21 protein-coding genes are annotated in these 23,349 nt (G+C 63.5%); 8 read left to right on the plus strand and 13 right to left on the minus strand.

The genetic code is table 11. The features are described 5' to 3' along the window. Window positions 1-40: 40 nt before the first annotated feature. The 7 genes from tauD to AC1RMG_RS30455 all read right to left on the minus strand — a co-directional run bounded on the left by tauD (window position 41) and on the right by AC1RMG_RS30455 (window position 8,320). The gene (gene tauD, locus AC1RMG_RS30425) at window positions 41-880 is read right to left on the minus strand and encodes a taurine dioxygenase (RefSeq protein ID WP_493170921.1); all 840 of its coding nucleotides are present in this window, start codon (window positions 878-880) and stop codon (window positions 41-43) included. 124 nt (window positions 881-1,004) lie between these two features. Next, the gene (gene tauC / locus AC1RMG_RS30430; RefSeq protein WP_041115196.1) at window positions 1,005-1,844 is read right to left on the minus strand and encodes a taurine ABC transporter permease TauC; all 840 of its coding nucleotides are present in this window, start codon (window positions 1,842-1,844) and stop codon (window positions 1,005-1,007) included. Continuing rightward, window positions 1,841-2,635, minus strand: coding sequence for a taurine ABC transporter ATP-binding subunit (gene tauB, locus AC1RMG_RS30435; protein ID WP_011058651.1), 795 nt, complete (start codon window positions 2,633-2,635; stop codon window positions 1,841-1,843). Before tauB ends, tauC begins: the two co-directional genes overlap by 4 nt. Window positions 2,636-2,662: 27 nt before the next feature. Next, complete coding sequence (gene tauA, locus AC1RMG_RS30440) at window positions 2,663-3,640, minus strand: taurine ABC transporter substrate-binding protein (protein ID WP_011058652.1); 978 nt, start codon at window positions 3,638-3,640, stop codon at window positions 2,663-2,665. A gap of 173 nt (window positions 3,641-3,813) precedes the next feature. Then, window positions 3,814-5,397, minus strand: coding sequence for a glutamate--cysteine ligase (gshA, locus tag AC1RMG_RS30445; RefSeq protein WP_026020196.1), 1,584 nt, complete (start codon window positions 5,395-5,397; stop codon window positions 3,814-3,816). A gap of 215 nt (window positions 5,398-5,612) precedes the next feature. Continuing rightward, window positions 5,613-5,996, minus strand: a complete 384-nt coding sequence (locus AC1RMG_RS30450) for a PaaI family thioesterase (RefSeq protein ID WP_011058654.1) — start codon at window positions 5,994-5,996, stop codon at window positions 5,613-5,615. Further along, on the minus strand, window positions 5,996-8,320 hold the full coding sequence (locus AC1RMG_RS30455; RefSeq protein ID WP_011058655.1) for a Tex family protein: 2,325 nt from the start codon (window positions 8,318-8,320) through the stop codon (window positions 5,996-5,998). Before AC1RMG_RS30455 ends, AC1RMG_RS30450 begins: the two co-directional genes overlap by 1 nt. A gap of 359 nt (window positions 8,321-8,679) precedes the next feature. Between AC1RMG_RS30455 and ompR the strand changes: the two genes are divergently transcribed. Together ompR and AC1RMG_RS30465 are read left to right on the plus strand one after the other, a co-directional pair. After that, the gene (gene ompR, locus AC1RMG_RS30460; protein ID WP_011058656.1) at window positions 8,680-9,420 is read left to right on the plus strand and encodes an osmolarity response regulator transcription factor OmpR; all 741 of its coding nucleotides are present in this window, start codon (window positions 8,680-8,682) and stop codon (window positions 9,418-9,420) included. A gap of 105 nt (window positions 9,421-9,525) precedes the next feature. Next, the gene (locus tag AC1RMG_RS30465; RefSeq protein ID WP_011058657.1) at window positions 9,526-10,839 is read left to right on the plus strand and encodes an ATP-binding protein; all 1,314 of its coding nucleotides are present in this window, start codon (window positions 9,526-9,528) and stop codon (window positions 10,837-10,839) included. 75 nt (window positions 10,840-10,914) lie between these two features. Here AC1RMG_RS30465 and rimK read toward each other — a convergent pair whose 3' ends face one another. Genes rimK through rimA form a run of 3 tightly spaced genes read right to left on the minus strand, consistent with a single transcriptional unit; the run spans window position 10,915 to window position 13,095 of the window. Further along, on the minus strand, window positions 10,915-11,820 hold the full coding sequence (gene rimK / locus AC1RMG_RS30470; protein ID WP_007931744.1) for a 30S ribosomal protein S6--L-glutamate ligase: 906 nt from the start codon (window positions 11,818-11,820) through the stop codon (window positions 10,915-10,917). Next, entirely contained in the window at window positions 11,817-12,299 is a 483-nt protein-coding gene (gene rimB, locus AC1RMG_RS30475) for a retropepsin-like aspartic endopeptidase RimB (protein ID WP_007931742.1), read from the minus strand. The genes rimK and rimB overlap by 4 nt, the downstream gene beginning before the upstream one ends. A gap of 16 nt (window positions 12,300-12,315) precedes the next feature. Continuing rightward, complete coding sequence (gene rimA, locus AC1RMG_RS30480) at window positions 12,316-13,095, minus strand: S6 modification regulatory phosphodiesterase RimA (RefSeq protein WP_401021919.1); 780 nt, start codon at window positions 13,093-13,095, stop codon at window positions 12,316-12,318. Between the two features lie 115 nt (window positions 13,096-13,210). On the opposite strand from rimA, the gene AC1RMG_RS30485 reads away from it, so the two are divergent. Then, window positions 13,211-13,615 carry an RNA-binding S4 domain-containing protein gene (locus AC1RMG_RS30485; RefSeq protein WP_011058659.1) on the plus strand — a complete coding sequence of 135 codons (405 nt, stop codon included), beginning with the start codon at window positions 13,211-13,213 and terminating at the stop codon, window positions 13,613-13,615. Between the two features lie 38 nt (window positions 13,616-13,653). Here AC1RMG_RS30485 and AC1RMG_RS30490 read toward each other — a convergent pair whose 3' ends face one another. Further along, complete coding sequence (locus AC1RMG_RS30490) at window positions 13,654-14,466, minus strand: phosphatase PAP2 family protein (protein WP_011058660.1); 813 nt, start codon at window positions 14,464-14,466, stop codon at window positions 13,654-13,656. Between the two features lie 98 nt (window positions 14,467-14,564). Between AC1RMG_RS30490 and hslO the strand changes: the two genes are divergently transcribed. Together hslO and AC1RMG_RS30500 are read left to right on the plus strand one after the other, a co-directional pair. After that, window positions 14,565-15,467, plus strand: a complete 903-nt coding sequence (gene hslO / locus AC1RMG_RS30495; RefSeq protein ID WP_011058661.1) for an Hsp33 family molecular chaperone HslO — start codon at window positions 14,565-14,567, stop codon at window positions 15,465-15,467. 179 nt (window positions 15,468-15,646) lie between these two features. Continuing rightward, on the plus strand, window positions 15,647-17,191 hold the full coding sequence (locus AC1RMG_RS30500) for a phosphoenolpyruvate carboxykinase (protein WP_011058662.1): 1,545 nt from the start codon (window positions 15,647-15,649) through the stop codon (window positions 17,189-17,191). Between the two features lie 115 nt (window positions 17,192-17,306). On the opposite strand, the gene AC1RMG_RS30505 is transcribed toward AC1RMG_RS30500, so the two are convergent. Further along, complete coding sequence (locus tag AC1RMG_RS30505; RefSeq protein WP_181000791.1) at window positions 17,307-18,161, minus strand: EamA family transporter; 855 nt, start codon at window positions 18,159-18,161, stop codon at window positions 17,307-17,309. A gap of 40 nt (window positions 18,162-18,201) precedes the next feature. Further along, complete coding sequence (locus tag AC1RMG_RS30510) at window positions 18,202-18,555, minus strand: DUF1493 family protein (protein ID WP_011058664.1); 354 nt, start codon at window positions 18,553-18,555, stop codon at window positions 18,202-18,204. Between the two features lie 233 nt (window positions 18,556-18,788). Between AC1RMG_RS30510 and AC1RMG_RS30515 the strand changes: the two genes are divergently transcribed. The 3 genes from AC1RMG_RS30515 (at window position 18,789) to AC1RMG_RS30525 (ending at window position 23,247) form a co-directional block, all read left to right on the plus strand. Continuing rightward, entirely contained in the window at window positions 18,789-19,946 is a 1,158-nt protein-coding gene (locus AC1RMG_RS30515; protein ID WP_053148509.1) for a YfaP family protein, read from the plus strand. A 67-nt stretch (window positions 19,947-20,013) separates the two neighbouring features. Next, window positions 20,014-21,144: a polysaccharide deacetylase family protein gene (locus AC1RMG_RS30520; RefSeq protein ID WP_493170925.1), complete on the plus strand. Its 1,131-nt coding sequence runs from the start codon at window positions 20,014-20,016 to the stop codon at window positions 21,142-21,144. 168 nt (window positions 21,145-21,312) lie between these two features. Then, entirely contained in the window at window positions 21,313-23,247 is a 1,935-nt protein-coding gene (locus AC1RMG_RS30525) for a RecQ family ATP-dependent DNA helicase (protein ID WP_493170927.1), read from the plus strand. Window positions 23,248-23,349 lie beyond the last annotated feature (102 nt).

The following is a 23,349-nucleotide window of genomic DNA, read 5'->3' on the forward strand; positions in this document are numbered from 1 at the left end:
GCTCATGCAGCGCGGCCGGGGTTTGCTGCATCCCCGCGTTTCAGCGCAAGAACGGCACATCCCCAAGAATGGTCGCGCGCTGCATCACCCGGCGCTGTGGACGGTAGTCGTCCACCGCATAGTGCTGGGTCACGCGGTTGTCCCAGAAGGCAATGTCGTTCTCCTGCCAGCGCCAGCGAATGGTGAATTCCGGGCGGGTGGCGTGGGCGAACAGCAGGTGCAGGATGGCTGCGCTTTCGCTCTCCGACAGCTCATTGATCCGGGTGGTGAAGCCGTCGTTGACGAACAGCGACTTGCGCCCGCTCACCGGGTGCGTGCGGATCACCGGGTGCGACAGCGGCGGGTTCTTGCGCCGGGTTTCTTCCCAGCGCGCCAGGTCCTCGGGGGTGTTGCCGAAGCGCTCCAGAGGGAAGGACTTGGTGAAGTCGTGGGTCGCGGTCAGGCCCTGCAGCAGATTCTTCATTGGCTCCGACAGCGCCTCGTAGGCGGCAATGCCGCTGGCCCACAGGGTATCGCCGCCGAACTCCGGCAGCAGCTTGGCGCTGAGCACCGCGCCCAGGGCCGGGGTCGGCAGAAAGGTTACGTCGGTGTGCCAGATGGCGTTGTCGCGCACGTCGGTCTCGGCGGTATCGAGGATCAATACCTCCGGCTGCTCCGGCACATTGGGGTAGATCGGGTGGATGTGCAGGTCGCCGAAGCATGCGGCGAAACGCGCCTGCTGCTGCGGGGTGACCGGCTGGTTGCGAAAGAACAGTACCTGGTGCTTGAGCAGCGCCTGCTCGATGGCGTCACGATGTTCGATGCTCAAGGGCTGGCTGATATCGATGCCGCCGATCTGGGCGCCGAGGGCGGAGCTTAGAGGAGTGATGGTCAGGCTCATGGTCGTTCTCTTGTACGGCGCCGGACGTCGGCGTGGTCGGATTCGGTTTATCTGCATCAATCTTGAAATCGCTGGCATGCACGGCTACAGACAACCGGGGCAATCGACGCAAGGCAGGCGCCAGTCAGTGGCTCTGGCCATGCCAGGGCACCAGCTTGCGCTGCAGGGCGCGCAGGCCCATTTCCATGGCGAAGGCGATCAGGGCAATCACCAGGATCCCCAGCACCACCACATCGGTGACCAGGAATTGCGCGGCGGACTGCACCATGAAACCCAGGCCGCTGGTGGCGGCAATCAGCTCTGCCGCCACCAGGGTCGACCAGCCCACGCCCAGGCCGATGCGCACGCCGGTGAGGATGTCCGGCAAGGCGCTGGGCAGGATCACATGGCGAATCAGCTGGGCCCGGGTAGCCCCCAGAGACTGGGCGGCGCGCAGCTTCGCCGGGTCCACGGTGCGCACGCCGGTGGCGGTGGCGATGGCGATCGGGGCGAAGATCGCAAGGTAGATCAGCAGCACCTTGGACAGCTCGCCAATGCCGCACCAGATGACGATCAGCGGCAGGTAGGCCAGGGGCGGAATCGGCCGGTAGAACTCGATCAAAGGGTCGAGCACGCCACGGGCGATGCGGTTGGCGCCGATGGCGATGCCCACCGGAATCGCCGTCAGCACGGCAAAGCCCAGGGCCAGGCCGATGCGTTGCAGGCTCGCCGCCAGGTGCTGCCATAGGGTGGAATCCATGTAGCCGCTGGTGGCCAGCAACCAGCCCTTTTGCAGCACCGCAGAAGGGGGCGGCAGGAACAGCGGCTCGATCAGGCCGGTGGCGGTGACGGCCCACCACAAGGCCAGCAGGACCACCAGGGTCAGCACGCTGATCCAGCGGGTGCTCAGGCTGCGGCGCGCGATTTGTGGCGCTTTGGGGTTGGCATCGCCGGTGGCGGTGGCGGGAATCTCGTAGCTGCTCATGGCCGCTCCTGCTGCTGGGTGGCGCTGCGCTGGGAGAACACCCGGGCCAGCACGTGTTCGCGGGTTTCGATGAACCGCGGGTCGGACTTGATCGCCCGCGCCGACTCGCCGGCGGCGTAGCGCTGGCCGAAGTCCAGGTTCAGGCGTTCGACGATCTGCCCCGGGTTGGGCGCCAGGAGAATCAGGTCGGTGGCCAGGAACACCGCTTCCTCGATGTCGTGGGTAATCAGGAACACCGGCTTGGCAGTGCGCCGCCAGACTTGCAGCAACAGCTCCTGCATCTGCTCGCGAGTGAAGGCATCCAGGGCACCGAAGGGTTCGTCCATCAGCAGCACCCGCGGGTCGGCTGCCAGGGCGCGGGCCAGGCCTACACGCTGCTTCTGGCCACCGGAGAGCTGCCAGATGCGGCGCTTGTCGAAGCCGGCCAGGTCCACCAGGGCAAGCATTTCCCGAGCCCGGGCTTCGCGCTTGTCGCGGGCCACGCCGGCCAGCTCCAGGCCGAAGGCGACGTTGCCCAGCACGTCCTGCCAGGGCAGCAGGGCATCGTCCTGGAACACCACGCCGCGTTCGGCGCTGGGGCCCTGCACCGGTACGCCATCGAGCTGGATGCGCCCGGCGCTGGGTTCGACGAAGCCGGCAATCAGGTTCAGCAGCGAGGTCTTGCCGCTGCCGGAAGGGCCCAGGGCGACCAGCAGTTGCTGTGGCCCCAGGGTCAGGGAAATATCCGCCAGCACCGGTTCGGCGGCGCCGGGGTACTGTGCGCTGATGCGCTCCAGTTGTAGCAAGGCCATGACGGCTATCTCCTGTCCTGACGCGGGTTATTCAGGGATGAACTTGGCGCTGACGTAGGGGGCGTAGTCCGGCAGCACTGCCTCGACCTTGCCCTGCTCCTTGAGGAACGCGGCGGTGTCGGTGATGGCCTTGGTGGTCGGCGCACCGAGGCTGACCACCTGGTCGGCGGCCAGCGGGTAGACGTTGCCCTGCAGCAGCAGCGGGATATCGCTGGCCTTGGCTCCGGAGAGTTTCACCAGCTTGTCGACGTTGCCCTGGTTGGCCAGCCAGGCTTGCGGGTCCTTGCGGTACTGGGCGTAGGCATCCAGGGTCACCTTGGCGAAGGCCGTGACGATTTCCGGGTGCTTCTCGGCAAAATCCTTGCGCACGATCCAGGCATCGAAGGTCGGCGCGCCGAACTTGGCCAGTTCACCGGAGGTGATCAGCACCTTGCCGTTTTCCTTGGCCACGCCCAGGGCCGGGTCCCAGACGTAGGTGGCGTCGATATCGCCGCGCTTCCAGGCGGCGATGATCGCCGGTGGCGCGAGGTTGAGGATCTGCACTTTCGAGGGGTCGATGTTCCAGTGCTTCAGGGCTGCCAGCAGGCTGTAGTGGCCGGTGGAAACGAAGGGCACGGCGACCTTCTTGCCGACCAGATCCTGAGGGCTGTTGATCCCGGAACCGTCCCGGGCCACCAGGGCTTCGGCGGCGCCGATCTGGGTGGCGATGAGGAAGGTCTGCACCGGCACCTTGCGGGTGATGGCGGCGGTCAGCGGGCTGGAGCCCAGGTAGCCGATCTGCACATCGCCGGAAGCGATGGCGGCGATGACGTCGGCGCCGTTATCGAATTTGCGCCAGTTGATCTTGGCCTGGGTGGCTTTTTCATAGCTGCCGTCGGCTTGCGCGACCTTGGCCGGGTCGACGGTGGTCTGGTAGGCGACGGTGACGTCGGCCGCCTGGGCGAAGAAACTCGCTGCGGCCAGGGACGCGGCCGCCAGGAGGCGAAGGGGGAAATGCAGTTTCATGGGAGGCTCCTCATAGGCGGCCGGTGATCGGCGTGGGAGGAGACTAAATGATCTAAGAATGCAGAAATAAATAACTTATTTGCATTAGCTTATGAGGGGAATATTCAGCGTGCTGTTCGCCGGCCAGCCGGCTCCTACGGGAGGGGTGTAGGAGCCGGCTTGCCGGCGAAGCGTCAGTTGCTGATGGCCAGGATGCTGGCCTGGTAGGCACCGACGAACACGTCGAAATCACCCACCTCGTTCTGTTCAAGCTCGGTCTGCTGTTCCAGGGATTTGCGCGCCGCTTCTTCGAACGCGGCTTGCTCTTCCTTGCTCAGGGCCTGGCTGCGGAAGTACTCGGCATGGGCCTGGCTCTGGCGCAGGGAGAACTGGGTGAAGCTCTCCTTGTGCTCGCTCATGGCCGCCAGCACCTGGGCCGAAGGGGTCAGGGACGAATCCTTGACCTTGGCCAGTTGGGCGTCCAGGGCCTTGCTGTGCACGTCGCTGCCATGGCTCTGGTCGAGCAGGGCGGCCAGAGGGGCGATCTGCTCCAGCAGTTGGGCGGCCCACTCCTTCATTTCCACCGGCTGGCCCTGGCGTTGCAGCTGCAGGCCCGGGCGCCGGCCTTCCTTGACCACGGCGAGGAAGTTCGAGGTGGCATTGCCGCACTCGTTGTTCTCGAACAGCGGGCTGTCGTTGAGTGCGCAATACAGCAGGAAGGCGTCGAGGAAGCGGGCTTCCTGGATGTCGATGCCCAGTGGCAGGAACGGGTTGATGTCCAGGCAGCGTACTTCGACGTACTGGATACCCCGGGCCATCAGCGCCTGGATCGGCCGCTCGCCGGTGTAGGTCACGCGCTTGGGGCGGATGTTGGAGTAGTACTCGTTTTCGATCTGCAGGATGTTGGTGTTCAGTTGCACCCACTCGCCATCCTTGTGGGTGCCGACTTCCACATAGGGCGCGTAGGGCGTGGCCACGGCCTTGCGCAGGCTGTCGGTGTAGCTATTCAGGTCGTTGTAGCAAGGGGTCAGGCCGGCCTGGGCCTTGCTCTGGTAGCCCAGGTCGCTCATGCGCAGGCTGGTGGCGTAGGGCAGGTACAGGGTCTCGGCGTCCAACTGCTCCAGCTGGTGCGAGCGGCCGCGCAGGAAGCCCGCGTCCAGGGCCGGCGAGGCACCGAACAGGTACATCAGCAGCCAGCTGTAGCGACGGAAATTGCGGATCAGCGCGATATAAGCCGAGGACTGGTAGTCACGGTCGGTACCGACAAAGCCCTCGGCCTGCTTGAGCAGCGGCCATAGCTGTTCCGGCAGGGAAAAGTTGTAGTGGATCCCGGCAATGCACTGCATGGTCTTGCCGTAGCGCAGGGCCAGGCCCTTGCGGTACACGTACTTGAGCTGACCGATGTTGGAGGTGCCGTAGTAGGCGATGGGGATATCTTCCTCGGCCGGCAACGGGCACGGCATCGATGGACTCCACAGGTACTCGTTGCCGAGCTTGCTGTAGGCGAAGCGATGAATCTTGTCGAGGCTGGCCAGGGTGTCCGCCGGGTCCTTGAGGGCCGGGGTGATGAACTCCAGCAGCGACTCGGAGTAGTCCGTGGTGATCTGTTCGTTGGTCAGCGCGGAACCCAGTTCTTCCGGGTGCGGGGTCTGTGCCAGGCGGCCTTCGCCGGTGACACGCAGGCATTCACGTTCGATACCGTGCAGGCACTGCTCGAGCAGAGAGAGGTTAGCGCGCTCGCCGAGCAGAGCCAGGCGGCGGTTGAGAAGTTCGCTCAAGTTGGATTCCTTCACGCGTCAGTCGCCCCAATATGGGGGTGGGCAGGACGGTCTACAAGGGTGAAGTTAAAACTGGCGTTTTCGCCTGGTTTTTGAGTCAAGCCGACTCGCCTGAAAACGCCAATCCTTCATCCCTGAATCTGGCTTTAGCGCGGGCAGAAAACTCCGACGCCGCTTTTGCAGCGCCGAAATTAACCCAAATACATGACAGGGAGCTATAGGACCGCGAAGGTGCCTTGTGCTTTTGCGACCAGTTTGTCGCCCTGGATCACATCCGCTTCCACCACCAGGGTGCGGCGGCCGGGGTGGATCACCTTGGCCCGGCACAGCACCTCGCCCTCGGCCACGGCGCGGATGTAGTTGATCTTGCACTCGATGGTGGCGCTCTGCTGGTCGAAGCCGTGGGTGCTGGAGCAGGCCAGCCCCATGGCAATGTCCACCAGGCTGAAGATCGCCCCGCCGTGCAGCTTCTGCCCGCGATTGCGCAGTTGCGGGGTCAGCTCCAGGGCGACGTCCGCTTCGCCGGTTTCCAGGCGTTGCAGACGGCAGCCGAGCAATTGGCTGAAGGCGCTTTCGGTCAGGCCGGCAGGGATCTGCATCAGCGTTTCTTCAACTGCTTGGCGTTGGCGAACAGCGAGGCCATGGCGTTGTTGCTCGGGGCGGGCGCGGCACTCTCCTTGCGCGGTGCATTGCCCTGGGAGGAGCGTGGCGCCGAGCCGGGGCGGGAGCCACGGGCACCGTCGATCTTCTCGCCCGGGGTGTCGCCCATGCGCATCGACAGGCCGACGCGTTTGCGCGGGATATCGACTTCCATGACCTTCACTTTCACCACGTCACCGGCCTTCACCGCTTCGCGTGGGTCCTTGATGAACTTCTCCGACAGCGCCGAAATGTGCACCAGGCCGTCCTGGTGCACGCCGATGTCGACGAAGGCCCCGAAATTGGTGACGTTGGTCACCACGCCTTCGAGGATCATCCCCAGTTGCAGGTCCTTGAGGTCTTCGACACCGTCCTGGAACTCGGCGGTCTTGAACTCGGGGCGCGGGTCGCGGCCGGGCTTGTCCAGTTCCTGGAGGATGTCGGTGACGGTGGGCAGGCCGAAGGTTTCGTCGGTGAACTTTTTCGGGTCCAGGCGCTTGAGGAAGCCGCTGTCGCCGATCAGCGAGCGGATGTCGCGGCCGGTGTCGGCAGCGATGCGTTGTACCAGCGGGTAGGCTTCCGGGTGCACTGCGGAAGCGTCCAGCGGGTTGTCGCCGTTCATCACACGCAGGAAGCCGGCGGCCTGTTCGAAGGTCTTTTCACCCAGGCGGGCGACTTTTTTCAGCGCGGCGCGGGTCTTGAAGGCACCGTGTTCGTCGCGGTGGCTGACGATGTTCTGCGCCAGGGTCGCGTTGAGGCCGGAGATCCGCGCCAGCAGGGCCACGGAGGCGGTGTTGACGTCGACGCCCACGGCGTTCACGCAGTCTTCCACCACCGCGTCCAGGCCACGGGCCAGTTTCAGTTGCGAGACATCGTGCTGGTACTGGCCGACACCGATGGACTTGGGGTCGATCTTCACCAGCTCGGCCAGTGGATCCTGCAGGCGGCGGGCGATGGACACCGCGCCACGGATCGATACGTCCAGGTCCGGGAATTCCTTGGCCGCCAGCTCCGAGGCCGAGTACACCGATGCACCGGCTTCGGAGACCATGACCTTGGTCATCTTCATGGCCGGGTATTTCTTGATCAGCTCGGCCGCCAGCTTGTCGGTTTCCCGGCTGGCGGTGCCGTTGCCGATGGCGATCAGGTCCACCGAGTGCTTGGCGCACAGGGCAGCCAGAATGCCCAGGGTCTGGTCCCACTTGTTATGCGGCACATGGGGGTAGACGGTGGCGTGGTCCAGCAGCTTGCCGGTGGCATCCACCACCGCCACCTTGCAGCCGGTGCGCAGGCCCGGGTCCAGGCCCAGGGTGGCGCGCGGGCCGGCCGGAGCGGCCAGCAGCAGGTCGTGCAGGTTGTGGGCGAAGACGTTGATCGCCTCGGTTTCCGCGCCATCGCGCAGTTCGCCCAGCAGGTCTGTTTCCAGGTGGGTGTAGAGCTTGACCTTCCAGGTCCAGCGCACCACTTCGCCGAGCCATTTGTCGGCCGGGCGGTTCTGGTTCTGGATGCCGAATTGCTGGCCGATCATGCCTTCGCACGGGTGCATGGTGCCCGGCAGTTCGTCACCGACTTTCAGCGCGGAGCTGAGAATGCCTTCGTTGCGGCCACGGAAAATTGCCAGGGCGCGGTGCGATGGCATGCTTTTGAGTGGTTCATCGTGTTCGAAGTAGTCGCGGAACTTGGCGCCTTCCTCTTCCTTGCCGGCGATCACGCGGGCGCTGATGGTCGCTTCCTGCTTGAGGAAATTGCGCAGCTTTTCCAGCAGGCTGGCGTCTTCGGCGAAGCGCTCCATCAGGATGTACTTGGCGCCTTCCAGGGCGGCCTTGACGTCGGCCACGCCTTTTTCGGCGTCGACGAAGCGTGCGGCTTCGGTTTCCGGAGCCAGGTTCGGGTCGTTGAACAGGCCGTCGGCCAGTTCGCCGAGGCCGGCTTCCAGGGCGATCTGGCCCTTGGTGCGGCGCTTCTGCTTATAAGGCAGGTAAAGGTCTTCGAGGCGGGTCTTGGTGTCGGCCAGCTTGATGTCGCGTGCCAGCTCCGGGGTCAGCTTGCCTTGCTCTTCGATGCTGGCCAGGATGCTGATCCGCCGTTCGTCGAGTTCTCGCAGGTAGCGCAGGCGCTCTTCCAGATGACGCAGCTGGGTGTCATCGAGGCTGCCGGTGACTTCTTTCCGGTAGCGGGCGATGAAGGGCACGGTGGAGCCTTCATCCAATAGAGCGACGGCCGCTTCGACCTGTTGTGGGCGTACGCCGAGTTCCTCGGCAATGCGGCTGTTGATGCTGTCCATAAAACCACCTGACAAATTGTGAAAGCAGGCCCGCGGGCACGAAAATAAGGCCCGGCGAGTCTGGTTGAGCGGCCTGGCACGCGCCGCCACCTGGATCAAAAGGCTGCCTGTTGACCCGTGAAATCGAAAAAATACTGCCGGCCCGGGTAAAAAAATAAACCGGCCGCAGGCGTACTGATCAGATATTGCCCAACACAAAAGGCGGCGCATTATACCCAGCGTTAGCCGTTGCGGGGTGATCGCCAGCCTCAGGCCGACAGCGGGTTTGCTGGCGATAGAGGAAAAATCTGCTAACAATGCACTCGGTGCGTATAACGGCAGCTACGCCATAATGCGCACCGAGATTAGAGGAGCATCCAATGAGCAGCACTGTACAAACTGCTGAAGGCGAAAAAATTCTTATTGTTGACGACGACCCGGGGCTGAGCAGCCTGCTGGAGCGTTTCTTCGTCAGCAAGGGCTACCGTGCCCGCGCAGTACCGAACACCGAGCAAATGGACCGCCTGCTGGGTCGCGAAGTGTTCAACCTGGTGGTACTCGACCTGATGCTGCCCGGCGAAGACGGCTTGACCGCATGCCGCCGCCTGCGCAGCGCGAACAACCAGATTCCGATCATCATGCTCACCGCCAAGGGCGACGAGCTGAGCCGCATCAAGGGCCTGGAACTGGGCGCCGACGATTACCTGGCCAAGCCGTTCAACCCCGACGAGCTGATGGCGCGGGTCAAGGCCGTATTGCGTCGCCAGTCCGCCCCGGTGCCGGGTGCGCCGGGCAGCGAAGACGAAAGCGTGACCTTCGGCGACTACGAGTTGTCCCTGGCCACCCGCGAGCTCAAGCGCGGCAATGAAGTGCACATGCTCACCACCGGTGAATTCGCGGTGCTCAAGGCGCTGGTGATGAACGCCCGCCAGCCGCTGACCCGGGACAAGTTGATGAACCTGGCCCGTGGTCGCGAATGGGACGCCCTGGAGCGTTCCATTGACGTGCAGATCTCCCGCCTGCGTCGGATGATCGAGCCCGATCCTTCCAAGCCGCGCTACATCCAGACCGTCTGGGGCGTGGGTTATGTCTTTGTGCCGGATGGCACCGCGACCAAGTGATCATTGATTTGTAGGAGCCAACGCCCGGGCCGGTAACGACCCGGGCGTTCGCATTCCGCAACGGTGCGAGCGCGAGTCGCTCCTGCAAAGTGTGTAGTGGCTGTTATGAAAACCCCGCTGTGGTTCCCCCAGAGTTTCTTCTCCCGCACCCTGTGGCTGGTGCTGATCGTGGTGCTGTTTTCCAAGGCATTGACCCTGGTTTATCTGTTGATGAACGAGGACGTGCTGGTGGACCGGCAGTACAGCCACGGCGTGGCCCTGACCCTGCGCGCCTACTGGGCCGCCGATGAATCCAACCGTGACCAGATCGCCGAGGCTGCCGGCCTGATCAAGGTGGTGGGCAGCGGCGTACCGGCCGGCGAGCAGCATTGGCCCTACAGCGAGATCTACCAGCGGCAGATGCAGGCCGAACTGGGCGCCGACACCGAAGTGCGCCTGCGCATGCATGCGCCGCCGGCGCTCTGGGTGCGGGCGCCGAGCCTGGGGGACGGCTGGCTCAAGGTGCCGCTGTACCCCCACCCGCTGCGGGGGCAGAAGATCTGGAGCGTGCTGGGCTGGTTCCTGGCCATTGGCCTCTTGTCCACCGCCTCGGCCTGGATTTTCGTCAGCCAACTCAACCAGCCCCTCAAGCGCCTGGTGTATGCCGCCCGGCAACTGGGCCAGGGGCGCAGCGTGCGCCTGCCCATCAGCGATACGCCCAGCGAGATGACCGAGGTCTACCGCGCGTTCAACCAGATGGCCGAGGACGTGGAACAGGCAGGGCGAGAACGGGAGTTGATGCTGGCCGGGGTGTCCCACGACCTGCGCACGCCGCTGACCCGGCTGCGCCTGTCCCTGGAATTGATGGGCGATCACACTGACCTGACCGACGACATGGTGCGGGATATCGAGGACATGGACGCCATTCTCGACCAGTTCCTGGCCTTCATTCGCGATGGGCGCGACGAGTCGGTGGAAGAGGTGGACCTGGGCGATCTGGTGCAGGAAGTGGCGGCGCCCTACAACCAGAACGAAGAACGGGTGCACCTGCGCCTGGAGCCGATCCAGCCGTTCCCGCTGCGCCGGGTGTCGATGAAGCGTCTGCTCAACAACCTGATCGGTAACGCCCTGAATCATGCGGGTACGGAAGTGGAAGTGGCGGCCTATGTGTCCGGTGACACCAATGCGCCCTATGTGGTGCTCAGCGTGATGGACCGTGGCGCGGGGATCGATCCTTCGGAACTGGAAGCGATCTTCAACCCCTTCACCCGTGGCGACCGTGCCCGGGGCGGCAAGGGCACCGGGCTGGGGCTGGCCATCGTCAAGCGGATTGCCGCCATGCACGGTGGCAATGTCGAACTGCGCAACCGCCCCGATGGTGGCCTGGAAGCGCGGGTACGCCTGCCGCTGGGCTTGCTGCTGCCCCGTGATGCGGATTGATCAGGGCTTCGCTCCTGCAGGCAGCACATAGCCCGTAGGAGCTGGCTTGCCAGCGCAAGGCCGGCCACGCGATCCCTAGCCCTTGCCCTTGGTCCGGGTCATGTTCGGCCCGCCGTTCTTCTCGATGTGCTCGATGATGATTCCCGCCACGTTCTTGCCGGTGGTGGTCTCGATGCCTTCCAGGCCCGGCGAGGAATTGACTTCCATCACCAGCGGCCCGTGATTGGAACGCAGGATATCCACCCCTGCCACGCTCAGGCCCATGACCTTGGCCGCCCGCAGCGCAGTCATGCGTTCTTCCGGGGTGATCTTGATCAGGCTGGCGCTGCCGCCGCGATGCAGGTTGGAGCGAAACTCCCCCGGCTTGGCCTGGCGTTTCATTGCCGCGATCACCTTGTCCCCCACCACGAAGCAGCGGATGTCGGCGCCGCCGGCCTCCTTGATGTACTCCTGGACCATGATGTTCTGCTTCAGGCCCATGAAGGCCTCGATCACCGATTCCGCCGCCGTGGCGGTTTCACACAGCACCACGCCGATGCCCTGGGTGCCTTCCAGCACCTTGATCACCAATGGCGCGCCGTTGACCATCTCGATCAGGTCGGGAATGTCGTCCGGGGAATGGGCGAAGCCGGTCACCGGCAGGCCGATGCCACGCCGCGACAGCAACTGCAGCGAGCGCAGCTTGTCCCGGGAGCGGGCGATGGCCACCGATTCGTTGAGGGGGAACACCCCCATCATTTCGAACTGGCGCAGCACCGCGCAGCCATAGAAGGTCACCGAGGCACCGATCCGCGGGATCACCGCATCGAAGCCTTCCAGGGGCTTGCCGCGGTAGTGGATCTGCGGCTTGTGACTGGCGATGTTCATGTAGGCCCGCAGGGTATCGACCACCACCATTTCATGGCCACGCTCGGTGCCGGCCTCGACCAGACGACGAGTGGAATACAGACGCGGGTTACGCGACAGCACAGCGATCTTCATGCAACACCTGTGGCAGAGGTAGTGGATACCGGGAACACCGGTTTGTCTTGTACGTACTTGATGCCCGGATTGACCACCAGTTGGCCGTCGATCAGAGCCTTGGAACCCAGCAGCAGGCGATAGCGCATGGCCTTGCGGCAGGCGAGGGTGAACTCCACCCGCCACACCCGATCGCCCAGGGCCAGGGTGGTGCTGATCACGTAGCGCACCTGGGCCTGGCCGTTGGAGCTTTTAATGGTTTTCATCGCCACCAGCGGTGCTTCGCAGCGCCGGTGACGCAACTGCACCACACTGCCCAGGTGGGCATTGAAGCGCACCCACTGCTCACCGTCGCGCTCGAAGGGCTCGATCTCGGTGGCATGCAGGCTGGAGGTGCTGGCCCCGGTGTCGATCTTGGCGCGCAGGCCGGCCACGCCCAGATCCGGGAGCGCCACCCACTCGCGCAGACCGACAACGGTCAAATGGTCAAAAGTCTTCAATAAGGAAAATCCGCAATTAGCTGTCCCAGGCCGCGGCCGGAACCTCGGCCAGGGCTTTGAATGCAGGCTTGGCGAACCAGTAGCCCTGCATCAGATAAATTCCACAGTCGCTGAGAAAGTCCCGTTCACCGGCGCTTTCAATACCTTCGGCGATGACTGTAACCCCCAACTCCGCACACATTGTGACAATCGCGCGGATGATCGCCTGGCGTACGCGATCCTGGTCCACATCGCGCACCAGCGCCATGTCGAGCTTGATCAGGTCGGGTTGGAAATCCGCCAGCAGGTTCAGCCCCGAGTACCCCGAGCCGAAGTCGTCGATGGCGGTCTTGAAGCCGAATTCGCGGTATTCACGCAGAATATTGGTCAAATGGCGATAGTTATCTACGTGCTGGCTTTCCAGGGTTTCGAAAATCAGCCGGTCCAGGGGAAAACGCTGGGCCCGGGCCGCCTCCAGGGTGCTGCGGATGCACAGTTCCGGCCGGTACACGGCGTTGGGCATGAAGTTGATCGACAGGTGGCTTTGCATACCCAACTGGGCGGCGAGGGTGATTGCCTGGGTCCGGCAGCGCTGGTCGAAACGGTAGCGATTGCTGTCATTGACCTGGCCCAGCACCGTTCCCGCCCCTTCGCCATTGACCCCGCGCACCAGGGCTTCATGGGCGAAGACCGAGTGGTCCCGCAGATCGACTATGGGCTGGTAGGCGAAGGAAAAATCGAAGCCCAGTGGCTGGCTTTGCTGGCAACCTTCGCAACGGTTGCCGGGCGAGGTCAGGGAAGTGGGGAAGTCAGTCACGGGGACTCCTCGCGTATCAGGGCGCAACCTGGGTTATTTTAGGTGAGCGGCAGGGTTTATGAGAGCCCGCTTGCAGGCGGTAAAGTTGCGACATTTTTCAGCGAGGGGAATTCCAGTGGCGCACAAGCAGGAAGAAGAGGACAAGGTTCGTCTGGATAAATGGCTGTGGGCAGCGCGCTTCTACAAGACTCGTGCCCTGGCCAAGACAGCGATTGAAAGCGGCAAGGTGCATCACCGGGGCGAGCGCTGCAAACCGGGCAAGGAGCCGCGGGTAGGCGATGAATACCAGATTCGCGCCGGCTTCGACGAACGTACCGTGGTGGTCCAGGCCCTTTCTATCGTCCGCCGTGGCGCTCCTGAAGCGCAGGCTCTGTATGCGGAAACCGAGGCCAGCATCGCCAAGCGCGAAGCCGCTGCGGCCCAGCGCAAGGCTGGTGCCCTAGGAGTGAGCACCGACGGTAAACCGAGCAAGAAACAGCGCCGGGACCTGTTCAAGTTCCACGGCAGCAACCACGAATGAAACCGTAGGAGCCGGCAAGCCGGCTCCTACGGGGCTGCTTAGCGCAGCAGGCTGCTGGCGCGCACCACGCTCATGCGCGAGAGCACGGGCATCCGGCTCAACAGGTTGAACAGCGGGTGGGTCAGGCGCAGCAGGAAGTTCGACATCCGCGCCGCGTACGGGGTGTAGTAGCCCCAGCCCAGGGCCAGCACCGCCAGCAGCACACCGCCGATGTAGTCGTCCTGGCCCCAGTGGGCGCCTGCCACCAGGCGCGGCATCATGAACAGCAGGGTCAGGCCCCAGACGATCAGGAACTGGCCGATGCTGCGGCTGAAGATCCCCATGAACAGGCCCCAGATCAGCAGCACCGAAGCGTGGTCGCCCGGGAAGCTCTGGCTGGAGCGGTCCTTGAGTTCCCAGGTCTTTTCCCAGCCCGGGAAGTAGTCGCTCATGTGCACGGCGCCTTCCAGCACCATGGACGGGCTGTTGTGCTGCCAGTTCATGACGGCCACCAGCTTGGAAAACAGCGCGCGAATCACCACCATCAGAATCAGGATCGATAGAAAGCCGAAGAAGGCACGGCGCACGTCCACCGCCTTGAACACCCAGTCACCGCGAATCAGCAGGCCGAGCATGATCAGCCCCACCACGATATCGAACGGCCGCAGGCTGGCCACGGCCCAGATATGCAGCCAGGTCGAGTTGCTTGCCAGAGGGGCGTTGAGGTGGTGGAACAGCCATTCGTCGAAGACCGTGCAGAGCGCCTGCCCGGTGGGCCACAACCAGAAACCCAGCAGGGCCAAAGGGAGTAAATTGCACAGAACCAGCTTGCCGAGGTTCCACCTTGCTTGGAACAAACCCGGATTGTTCATAAAATATCTCCAATCACCGCAAAACTGCACCCTCATGGTGCAAAGCCGCAATTTTCGGTGCTTGTCACCTTTTTGTCATCATTCAGATACCCAGACCTATGACTGATTTGCCGGATACCGACTTCACTCAACGCTTCATCTTCGATGAGAGCGACACCCGCGGCGAGCTGGTGGCGCTGGAGCGCAGTTACGCGGAAGTCCTCGCCAAACACCCCTATCCCGAGCCGGTTGCACAGCTGCTTGGCGAACTGATGGCGGCGGCATCGTTGCTGGTCGGCACCCTGAAATTCGATGGCTTGCTGATTCTCCAGGCCCGCTCCGAAGGCCCGGTGCCGCTGCTGATGATCGAGTGCTCCAGCGAGCGCGAGATCCGTGGCCTGGCCCGTTACGACGCGGAGCAGATCGCCCCTGATGCCACCCTCGCCGACCTGATGCCCAACGGCGTCCTGGCCCTGACCGTGGACCCGACCAATGGCCAGCGCTACCAGGGCATCGTCGACCTGGACGGCACCAACCTGGCGGAATGCTTCACCAACTACTTCGTCATGTCGCAACAGACCGGCACCCGTTTCTGGCTCTATGCCGACGGCCGCAGCGCCCGTGGCCTGCTCCTGCAACAACTGCCCGCCGACCGCCTGCGTGATCAGGAAGAGCGTGACGCCAGCTGGCAGCACCTCACCGCCCTGGCCAGCACCCTGACCGCCGATGAGCTGCTGAGCCTGGACAACGAAACCGTGCTCCACCGCCTGTACCACGAAGAAGCCGTGCGCCTGTTCGACGTGCAGCCGCTGCGTTTTCGCTGCAGTTGCTCGCGGGAACGCTCGGGCAATGCGCTGGTCAGCCTGGGTCTGGAAGATGCCCAGCAACTGGTGGTCGAACATGGCGGCAGCATCGAGATCGATTGCCAGTTCTGCAACGAACGCTACCTGTTCGATGCCGCTGATATCGCGCAATTGTTCGCGGGGGCGGGCGTGGACACGCCGTCAGATACTCGTCACTAAAACGATTCAGCGCAGGTAAATCACCTGGCAAACGCCGGAATTACGCCGTGCTGACGGGAGGGCCCTACTATTTTGGGGCTTTTCTGGCATAATCCGGCGCACTTTTTTCGCGGTAGTAGTGCGCGAGTTTCTACTACAAAACGTTTGGAGCACTCGGCCAATGGCCGACGGGGAACCTCATGACGCAAGCCAATAACGCCGTGTACACCGATCTGAGTGTGGATGATCTGGTCAAAGAAGCCCTGAACCGCGGTGAGGGCGAGCTTGCCGATACCGGCGCTCTGGTGGTTCGCACCGGTCATCGTACCGGCCGTTCGCCAGTGGATCGTTTCATCGTAGAAGAGCCCAGCACCCAGGACGCTATCGCCTGGGGCCCGATCAACCGCAAGTTCCCGGCGGCCAAGTTCGACGCCCTGTGGGACCGCGTTGAAGCCTACCTGGGCGAGCGCGAGCGTTTTGTTTCCCATGTGCATGTAGGTTCCGATCCGGCGCACTACCTGCCGGTGAAAATGACCACCGAGACCGCCTGGCACAACCTGTTCGGCCGCTGCCTGTTCATCAACCCCGAGCAGTACAACGCCGGTGGCAAGGATGAGTGGCAGATCCTCAACGCGCCGAACTTCGTCTGCGAGCCAGAGCGCGACGGCACCAACTCCGATGGCACCGTGATCCTCAACTTCGCGGCCAAGAAAGTGCTGATCGCCGGCATGCGCTACGCCGGTGAAATGAAGAAAGCCCTGTTCTCCGTGCAGAACTTCCTGCTGCCGGCTGCCGACGTACTGCCGATGCACTGCGCCGCCAACATGGGTGAAGAAGGCGACGTGACCCTGTTCTTCGGTCTGTCGGGCACCGGCAAGACCACCCTGTCCGCTGACGAAAGCCGTTACCTGATCGGTGACGACGAACACGGTTGGGGCGTGGGCGTGGTGTTCAACATCGAAGGCGGTTGCTATGCCAAGTGCATCGACCTGTCGGAAAAGAACGAGCCGGTGATCTGGAAAGCCATCCAGCACGGTGCCGTTCTGGAAAACGTGGTGATCGACCCGGTCACCAAGAAAGCCGACTACGCAGACGACAGCCTGACCCAGAACAGCCGCGCCGCCTACCCGCGCGAGCTGATCGAAAAACGCGCACCGAAGAACCTCGGTGGCGAGCCTAACGCCGTGATCTTCCTGACCTGCGACCTGACCGGCGTACTGCCACCGGTGTCGATCCTCAGCGAAGAACAAGCCGCCTACCACTTCCTGTCCGGCTACACCGCTCTGGTGGGCTCGACTGAAATGGGGTCGGGCTCGGGCATCAAGTCGACCTTCTCCACCTGCTTCGGCGCACCGTTCTTCCCGCGTCCGGCGGGCGAATACGCCGAGCTGCTGATCAAGCGCATCCGCGGTTTCGGCTCCAAGGTCTACCTGGTCAACACCGGCTGGACCGGCGGTGGCTACGGCGTGGGCAAACGCTTCAACATCCCCACCACCCGTGGCGTGATTGCAGCGATCCAGAGCGGCGCGCTGATCGGTGCCGAGACCGAGCACCTGGACATCGTCAACCTGGACGTGCCAAAAGCCGTACCGGGCGTCGAGACCGGTCTGCTCAACCCACGCAACACCTGGGCTGACAAAGCCGCCTACGACGAAGCCGCCAAGGCCCTGGCCGGCCTGTTCATCGAGAACTTCAAGAAGTTCGACGTGAGCGACGCGATCAAGGCAGCCGGTCCAAAGCTGTAAGCCTCGACCTGCAATGAAAAAGCCGCCCTTCGGGGCGGCTTTTTTGTGCGCCGCTGTAGCCGCAGGCGCAGGCTGCGATGGGATGCGCGGCATCCCCTGGGCCAGCCAGACACCCTCACGTCTTCAGGTGCAACACCAACGCCCCCAGCAACACCAGCACCACCCCCGTCACCTGCACCGCCGTCAGCCGCTCCTTGAAGAACACATAGCCCAGCACCGCAGCGATGCCGCCGGACAGGGTGCTGATCACCGTCACCACCGACACCGAGCCGCTCATGGCACCCCAGGAAAAGGCGAAGAAGGCGCCAAGGTTCATCAGGCTGGTGGAGGCCAGCAGGCCGCAGTTCTTCAGCGGCGGGATCTTCAGCCCGTCCGCAACTTTGAGCACCATCAGCAGCATCACGCCGCTGCCCACCGCGTAACCCAGCCAGAGCATGCTGATCGGCCCCAGTTGCGGCAGGGTGTAGCGGCCCTGCAGCCAGAAGCTGGTGCCATAGAGGAAGGCCGAGAGCAGGGCGAAGAAGATCGAGCGGCCGGCGGCGGTGCTGTGGGGCAGCTTGGAGTCCGAGTGCAGGCTGGAGAGGATCACGCCGATCACGCACAACAGGATGCACATGAGCTGCAGCAGGCTGATCTGCTCGCCGCTGGCCCAGGACAGCAAGGTGGTGACCACACCGTAGGAGGTCACCAACGGGGCGACGATGGAGGCTTTGCCCAGGGCGAAGGCCTTGCCCAGGGCCAGGGCGCCGGAGACGGTGAAGGCCGCGGCGACCACGCCCATCAGCCATACCTCCAGGGGCGCGGCCATGGCCTTGAGCAGGAAGGCGGGAAAGATCACCAGCAGCAGGCTCATCAGGGTGAACCCCAGGCTCTGGCTGAAGAACACCGCACGTTTCACGCCCACGGCGCGCACGTTGAGCCCCACGAGAAAATCGGTGCCGCCCCAGAGCAGGGCGGCGAGCAAACCCATCAGTACGTCCACGGCATTTCCTTATGTACTGCCGTGGACCTTAGAGGCCTTCCAGCTCCTGAGTGTCCCAGCGTTGCTCCTTGAGCGCCCGGTACAGCATGCCGATGGTCAGCGGGAGCTTGTCTCCCCGACCCTTGGCGCGACGCTTGAGGGACACATCGTAGCCTTCGGGCTGGAAGTAGCGATAGCTGTCGAAATCGACAAAATCGATATCGAACTGTTCTTCCAGAGCGTTGAGTAAATGCCGGGCGTCGGCGCCGTCGCAACCCAGGTCGAGATTGATCGCGGTGTTCAGGCGAAGAGTCTTGCGCTCGGGCAGGCCTATTTCCTCATGCAGCAGTTGCATGAGCTGGCGCATGATGACGTCGTCGGGAAAGCCGGGGGCCAGTTGCATGGTCGGGGTTCACTTGCGGTTTCCAGGAGCTGCAGTGTAAGGCGAGTTGGGGTTTGGCTTGCAAGTGCTCGGAGGTCGGGACGGGGGGCGTTGCTCCGGGTAGGCAAGACTGTCGTTTTGCGCTGTATTTACGGCGCCAGGCCGAGCATTGGCGGGCAAAACTGTGTATGGTTCGCCGCTGATGGGTGGGGCGGGACAGAGGTCCGGCCATCGTTATCTACAGGGATTTTGTTATGGCTTTTTTCCGCCTGGCGGCGTTGTTGTGGCTAGGGATGCTGATGAGTCCGGTGCAGGCTCAGTCGTTGTCGCTCCAGGTGCTGGATGCGGTGGTCAAGGACGCGGTACTGGCCGATGCCGAAGTGCAGTTGGGGCAGGCTTCCGGGCGGACCGATGCCCAGGGGCGAGTGACGCTGGAGGCCGCCGATTCGCCGGGCAGTGAACTGCTGATCCGCAAGCTCGGTTATGCCGACCTGCGGGCCAAGTGCCCGTGCCAGGGGCTGAGCTACGCCATGAGCCCGGTGCTCAAGGATCCGCAAAGCCTGCGCGTGGTGCTGAGCTGGAGTGCACCGGGGGAAGACCTGGATGCGCATTTGAGCTATCCCCACCGGTTGCTGTATTACGCCACCGGCACCGGGCCGGGGGCGCGGATGAATGTGGATAGCACCGACAGCCGCGGGCCGGAGACCCTCACCATCGAACAGCCTGTGCCGGGCGATGCCTACGTGTATGCGGTGCACGACTTTACCAACGGCAATAACCCCGAATCCTTGCGCCTGGGCCGCAGCCAGGCGCAAGTCTTTGTCTATAAGGGCCCGACGCTGATGCGCAGCTACCGGGTGCCACAGAACCGCCAGGGCAACCTCTGGGTAGTGTTTCGCCTGACGGCCAATGGCCAACTGCAGGACATCGATCGGGTGCTGCAAGGCAACGAGGAAGTGGAGTCGCGGATGAGCAACCTCGATCCGCTGCTACTGGCCAATGGCAAGCCCATCGATGAAGTGCTGGCCAGGGACGAGGGGCCGGTGGATGCCAAGAGCCTCAACCAGAAAGGCGAGGCTTCCTACCGCAAGGGCGACTTCGGCAGTGCGGGTATCTACTATCGCGAAGCCATCGAGCTGGATCCAGGCTTTGCCCAGGCCTACAGCAACCTGGCGCTGTCCAACCGCAAGAACAGCCGCCCCGACGAGGCCGTGGCCGCCGATCGCCAGGCAATCGCCCTGGCCAGTGGCCCATCGGCGCCCACCATACGCGCCAGCGCCTACTACGACATGGGGCGCATCTACGAAGATGCCGGGCAATTGGTCACGGCGCTGGAGCACTACCGCAAGGCCCGGGAGCAGAAGGCCAACCCGGTGTACGACAAGGCGATAGAGCGGTTGCAGAACCGCTGATCACACAGGCAGAAGTTATCTCCACAACGCGCCGGCAGTGGCGCGTTGTGCATTTATGGAGGTTGGTATGCGAATTCGTGTTTTCCCCTGGTTGCTGGCGCTGTGTCTGACCACAGGGGTGGCCCAGGCGGCCGGGCCGCTGGTGTTCGCCACCATCGACCGCAGTGGCTGGCCGAATCCGCTGACCAGCGCCGCAGATTTCGATACCGCCTCCCGGGCCGAGATTCTGATGTTCAGCAAAGCCCTGCTGGCCACCGAGGCCTTGGATGACAAGGCCCTCAAGCAGCGGCTTGGAGTGCGGCAGCTTGACCGCAAGTCGGTGGATCGACTGCGCCAGCGTTTTTGGGACCAATTGCTGGACAACTACCGGCAGGCCAGCCAGGGCTGTGATGGCCAGCCTTTCTGTCTGCAGGTACGCAACCTTGGGGAGCTGCGGCAACTGGCGGCCAGTTTCACCGGCGCCAGCAAGGCGGCCTACGGCGCCTGGGGTGAGGCCAGTGGGCAGTTTCATCAGCAGTACCTCAATGAACAACTGCGCCTGGCCGCCTTGTTTCCCGCCGTCAGCAGTGAGATCCAGCGCATGGACCCGGCAGAGCGCCTGGGCGACGAACTGGCAGACCGGCAGTTTCTGCTGACCTTCGACGATGGGCCGAGCCTGAGAGACGGGCCTACGGATCAGTTGATCGAGGTGCTGCGGGCCTACGATCTGCATAGCCTTTTCTTTGTCCTGGGGGACTCGTTTCAGGCGCGCCTGAGCCAGTCTTCGGCAGGGAAAATGCGCGAGTTGTACGACGGTCAGTGTGTGGGCGTACATGGCTGGGAGCACAAGTCCCACTCCTCCTGGAACGAATGGCAAAGCTCGGTGATTCGCAGCGCCAACTTGGCCAACCGCACGTTGACCAATGAGTACCTGCCGCTGTTCCGGCCGCCCTACGGGCAGCGTCGTAGTGACAGCGCCGGGTTCTTCAAGGCCCAGGGGGTGCAGGTGATGCTGTGGAACATCGACTCCCAGGACTGGAGCAAGAAGGTCAGTGCCGAGGCGGCCGCGCAGCGGGTGCAGACACTGATGCTGCTCTGGCGCCGGGGCATCATTCTGTTCCATGACACCCATGCCAAGGCCGCCCAGGCGGTGCCGGCCTTGCTCAAGGCCAATCAGCACAACGGCGTGCAGTGGCTGGATTGCCGGACCTTGCGCTAGCGGTGGCCTCCTTTAGCGGCAAGCCGGCTACTGCGCTGGGGCTGGCTTGCCGATGAAGCTTCTTGTGCCCGGTATCATCCGGTAGCGCTTTTCCTTCGACCTTTTCTGGCCTCGCCGACCTGTCCCGCTAGTCTTCAAGACAGGTCAGCGGTCCAAGGAGTGACCCTTATGCACAGCACCCTGGAACAGGTCTTCGGTTATCCACAGTTTCGTCCGGGCCAGGAGGCCGCGGTCAGCGCGGTGCTCGCCGGGCGCTCGGCGGCAGCGATCTTTCCCACCGGCTCGGGCAAGTCCCTGTGCTACCAGTTGCCGGCCCTGCTGCTGCCGCACCTGACCCTTGTGGTCTCGCCGCTGCTGGCGCTGATGCAGGACCAGTTGGCCTTCCTCCAGCGCCACGGCATTGCCGCTGCCAGCATCGACTCGGCCCAGGGCCGGGATGAAGCCAATGAGGTCATGGCCCGGGCTCGTTCCGGGGAGCTGAAGATCCTGATGATCTCGGTGGAGCGGCTGAAGAACGAACGCTTTCGCAATTTTCTGCAGCAGGTGCCCATCTCCCTGCTGGTGGTGGACGAGGCGCACTGCATCTCCGAATGGGGCCACAACTTCCGCCCCGACTACCTGAAACTGCCGGACTACCAGCGCCAGTTCAACATCCCCCAGGCCCTGCTACTGACGGCCACGGCGACCCCCAAAGTGATCGCCGACATGCAGGCCAAGTTCGCCATCGCCCAGCAGGACGTAGTAACCACCGGTTTCTACCGGCCCAACCTCAACCTGCTGGTGGAGCCGGTTCGGGGCGCCGACAAGCGTCGGCGGCTGGTGCAGTGGATGAGCGCCCGGGCCGGGCAGCCGAGCATTGTCTACGTGACCCTGCAGAAAACCGCCGAGCAGATCGCCGAGCACCTGAGCCAGCAAGGCATCGCCGCCGAGGCCTACCACGCCGGCCTGCCCCACGAGCAGCGCGAGTCGATCCAGCGTCGTTTCATGGAGGGCCGCAGCCACTGCATCGTCGCCACCATCGCCTTCGGCATGGGCATCGACAAGAGCGACATCCGCAACGTGGTGCACTTCGATCTGCCCAAGTCCATCGAGAACTACAGCCAGGAAATCGGTCGTGCCGGGCGCGACGGCCAACCTTCGGATTGCCTGGTGCTGGCCAACCGCGACAGCCTCAACGTGCTGGAAAACTTCGTCTACGGCGACACCCCGGAATTGAGTGGCATCCGTTGTGTGCTGGAGGAGTTGCAGGCATCGGCGGCGGACGGGCAATGGGAGTTCCTGCTCGGCCCCCTGGCGGACCAGAGCAACATTCGCCAGCTGCCACTCAAGACCTTGCTGGTGCAGCTGGAACTGCGGGGCCTGATCGCGCCGCGCTATGCCTATTTCGCGGAATACCGCTTCAAACTGCTGCTGGAAACCGAGGCCCTGCTGGCGCGTTTCGAAGGCGAGCGGAGGGACTTCGTCGAGGCCGTGATCAACACTTCAAGCCGCGCCAGGACCTGGGCCACGGTGAATTTCGACGCGCTCTACGAGCAGTACCAGGCGCCGCGCAACCGGGTGGTCAAGGCCCTGGACTACTTCCAGGAAAAAGGCTGGGTAGAGCTGGAAAGCAAGCAGATGACCGAGGTCTACAGCCTGTTGCAGACGGACTTTGACCTGGCGGCACTGAGTGCCGACCTGCACGGTTATTTCACCCGCCACGAGGGCAGTGAAATTGCGCGGATCCACGCCATGCTCGACCTGTTCGCCACCGAGCAGTGCCTGGGTTACCGCCTGGCGGAGTATTTCGGCGACCGGCAGGCACCCCAGCGTTGCGGGCATTGTTCGGTGTGCCATGGCCAGGTGGCGCGGCTGCCGGAGCCGCCGGTTCTGCCCGTGCTTGTGGATAAGAGTTTCGACGGGCTGTGTGGCCACTTTATCCACAGGCACCAGCAGCACACCGGCGATGTACCCGGGGCGGAACGCCTGACCCGTTTTCTCTGTGGTATCAGCGTGCCGTTGTTCACCCGGCTCAAGGCTCGGAGCATCCCCGGTTTCGCGGCACTGGAAGATTACCCTTATGCCGCAGTGCGGGCGTGGTGCGAGGCCCATTTGCCAGGCTGAAAATCCATCTGCTGAATGCTGCTCATCACAGGAATAAATTTCAAAAATGATGAGGGCCTGACTATGGTGGGGGCTGTCTTTGGATCGCCCACAAGAGAGCCA

This window comes from Pseudomonas sp. GW822-FHT04H02, assembly GCF_058800645.1.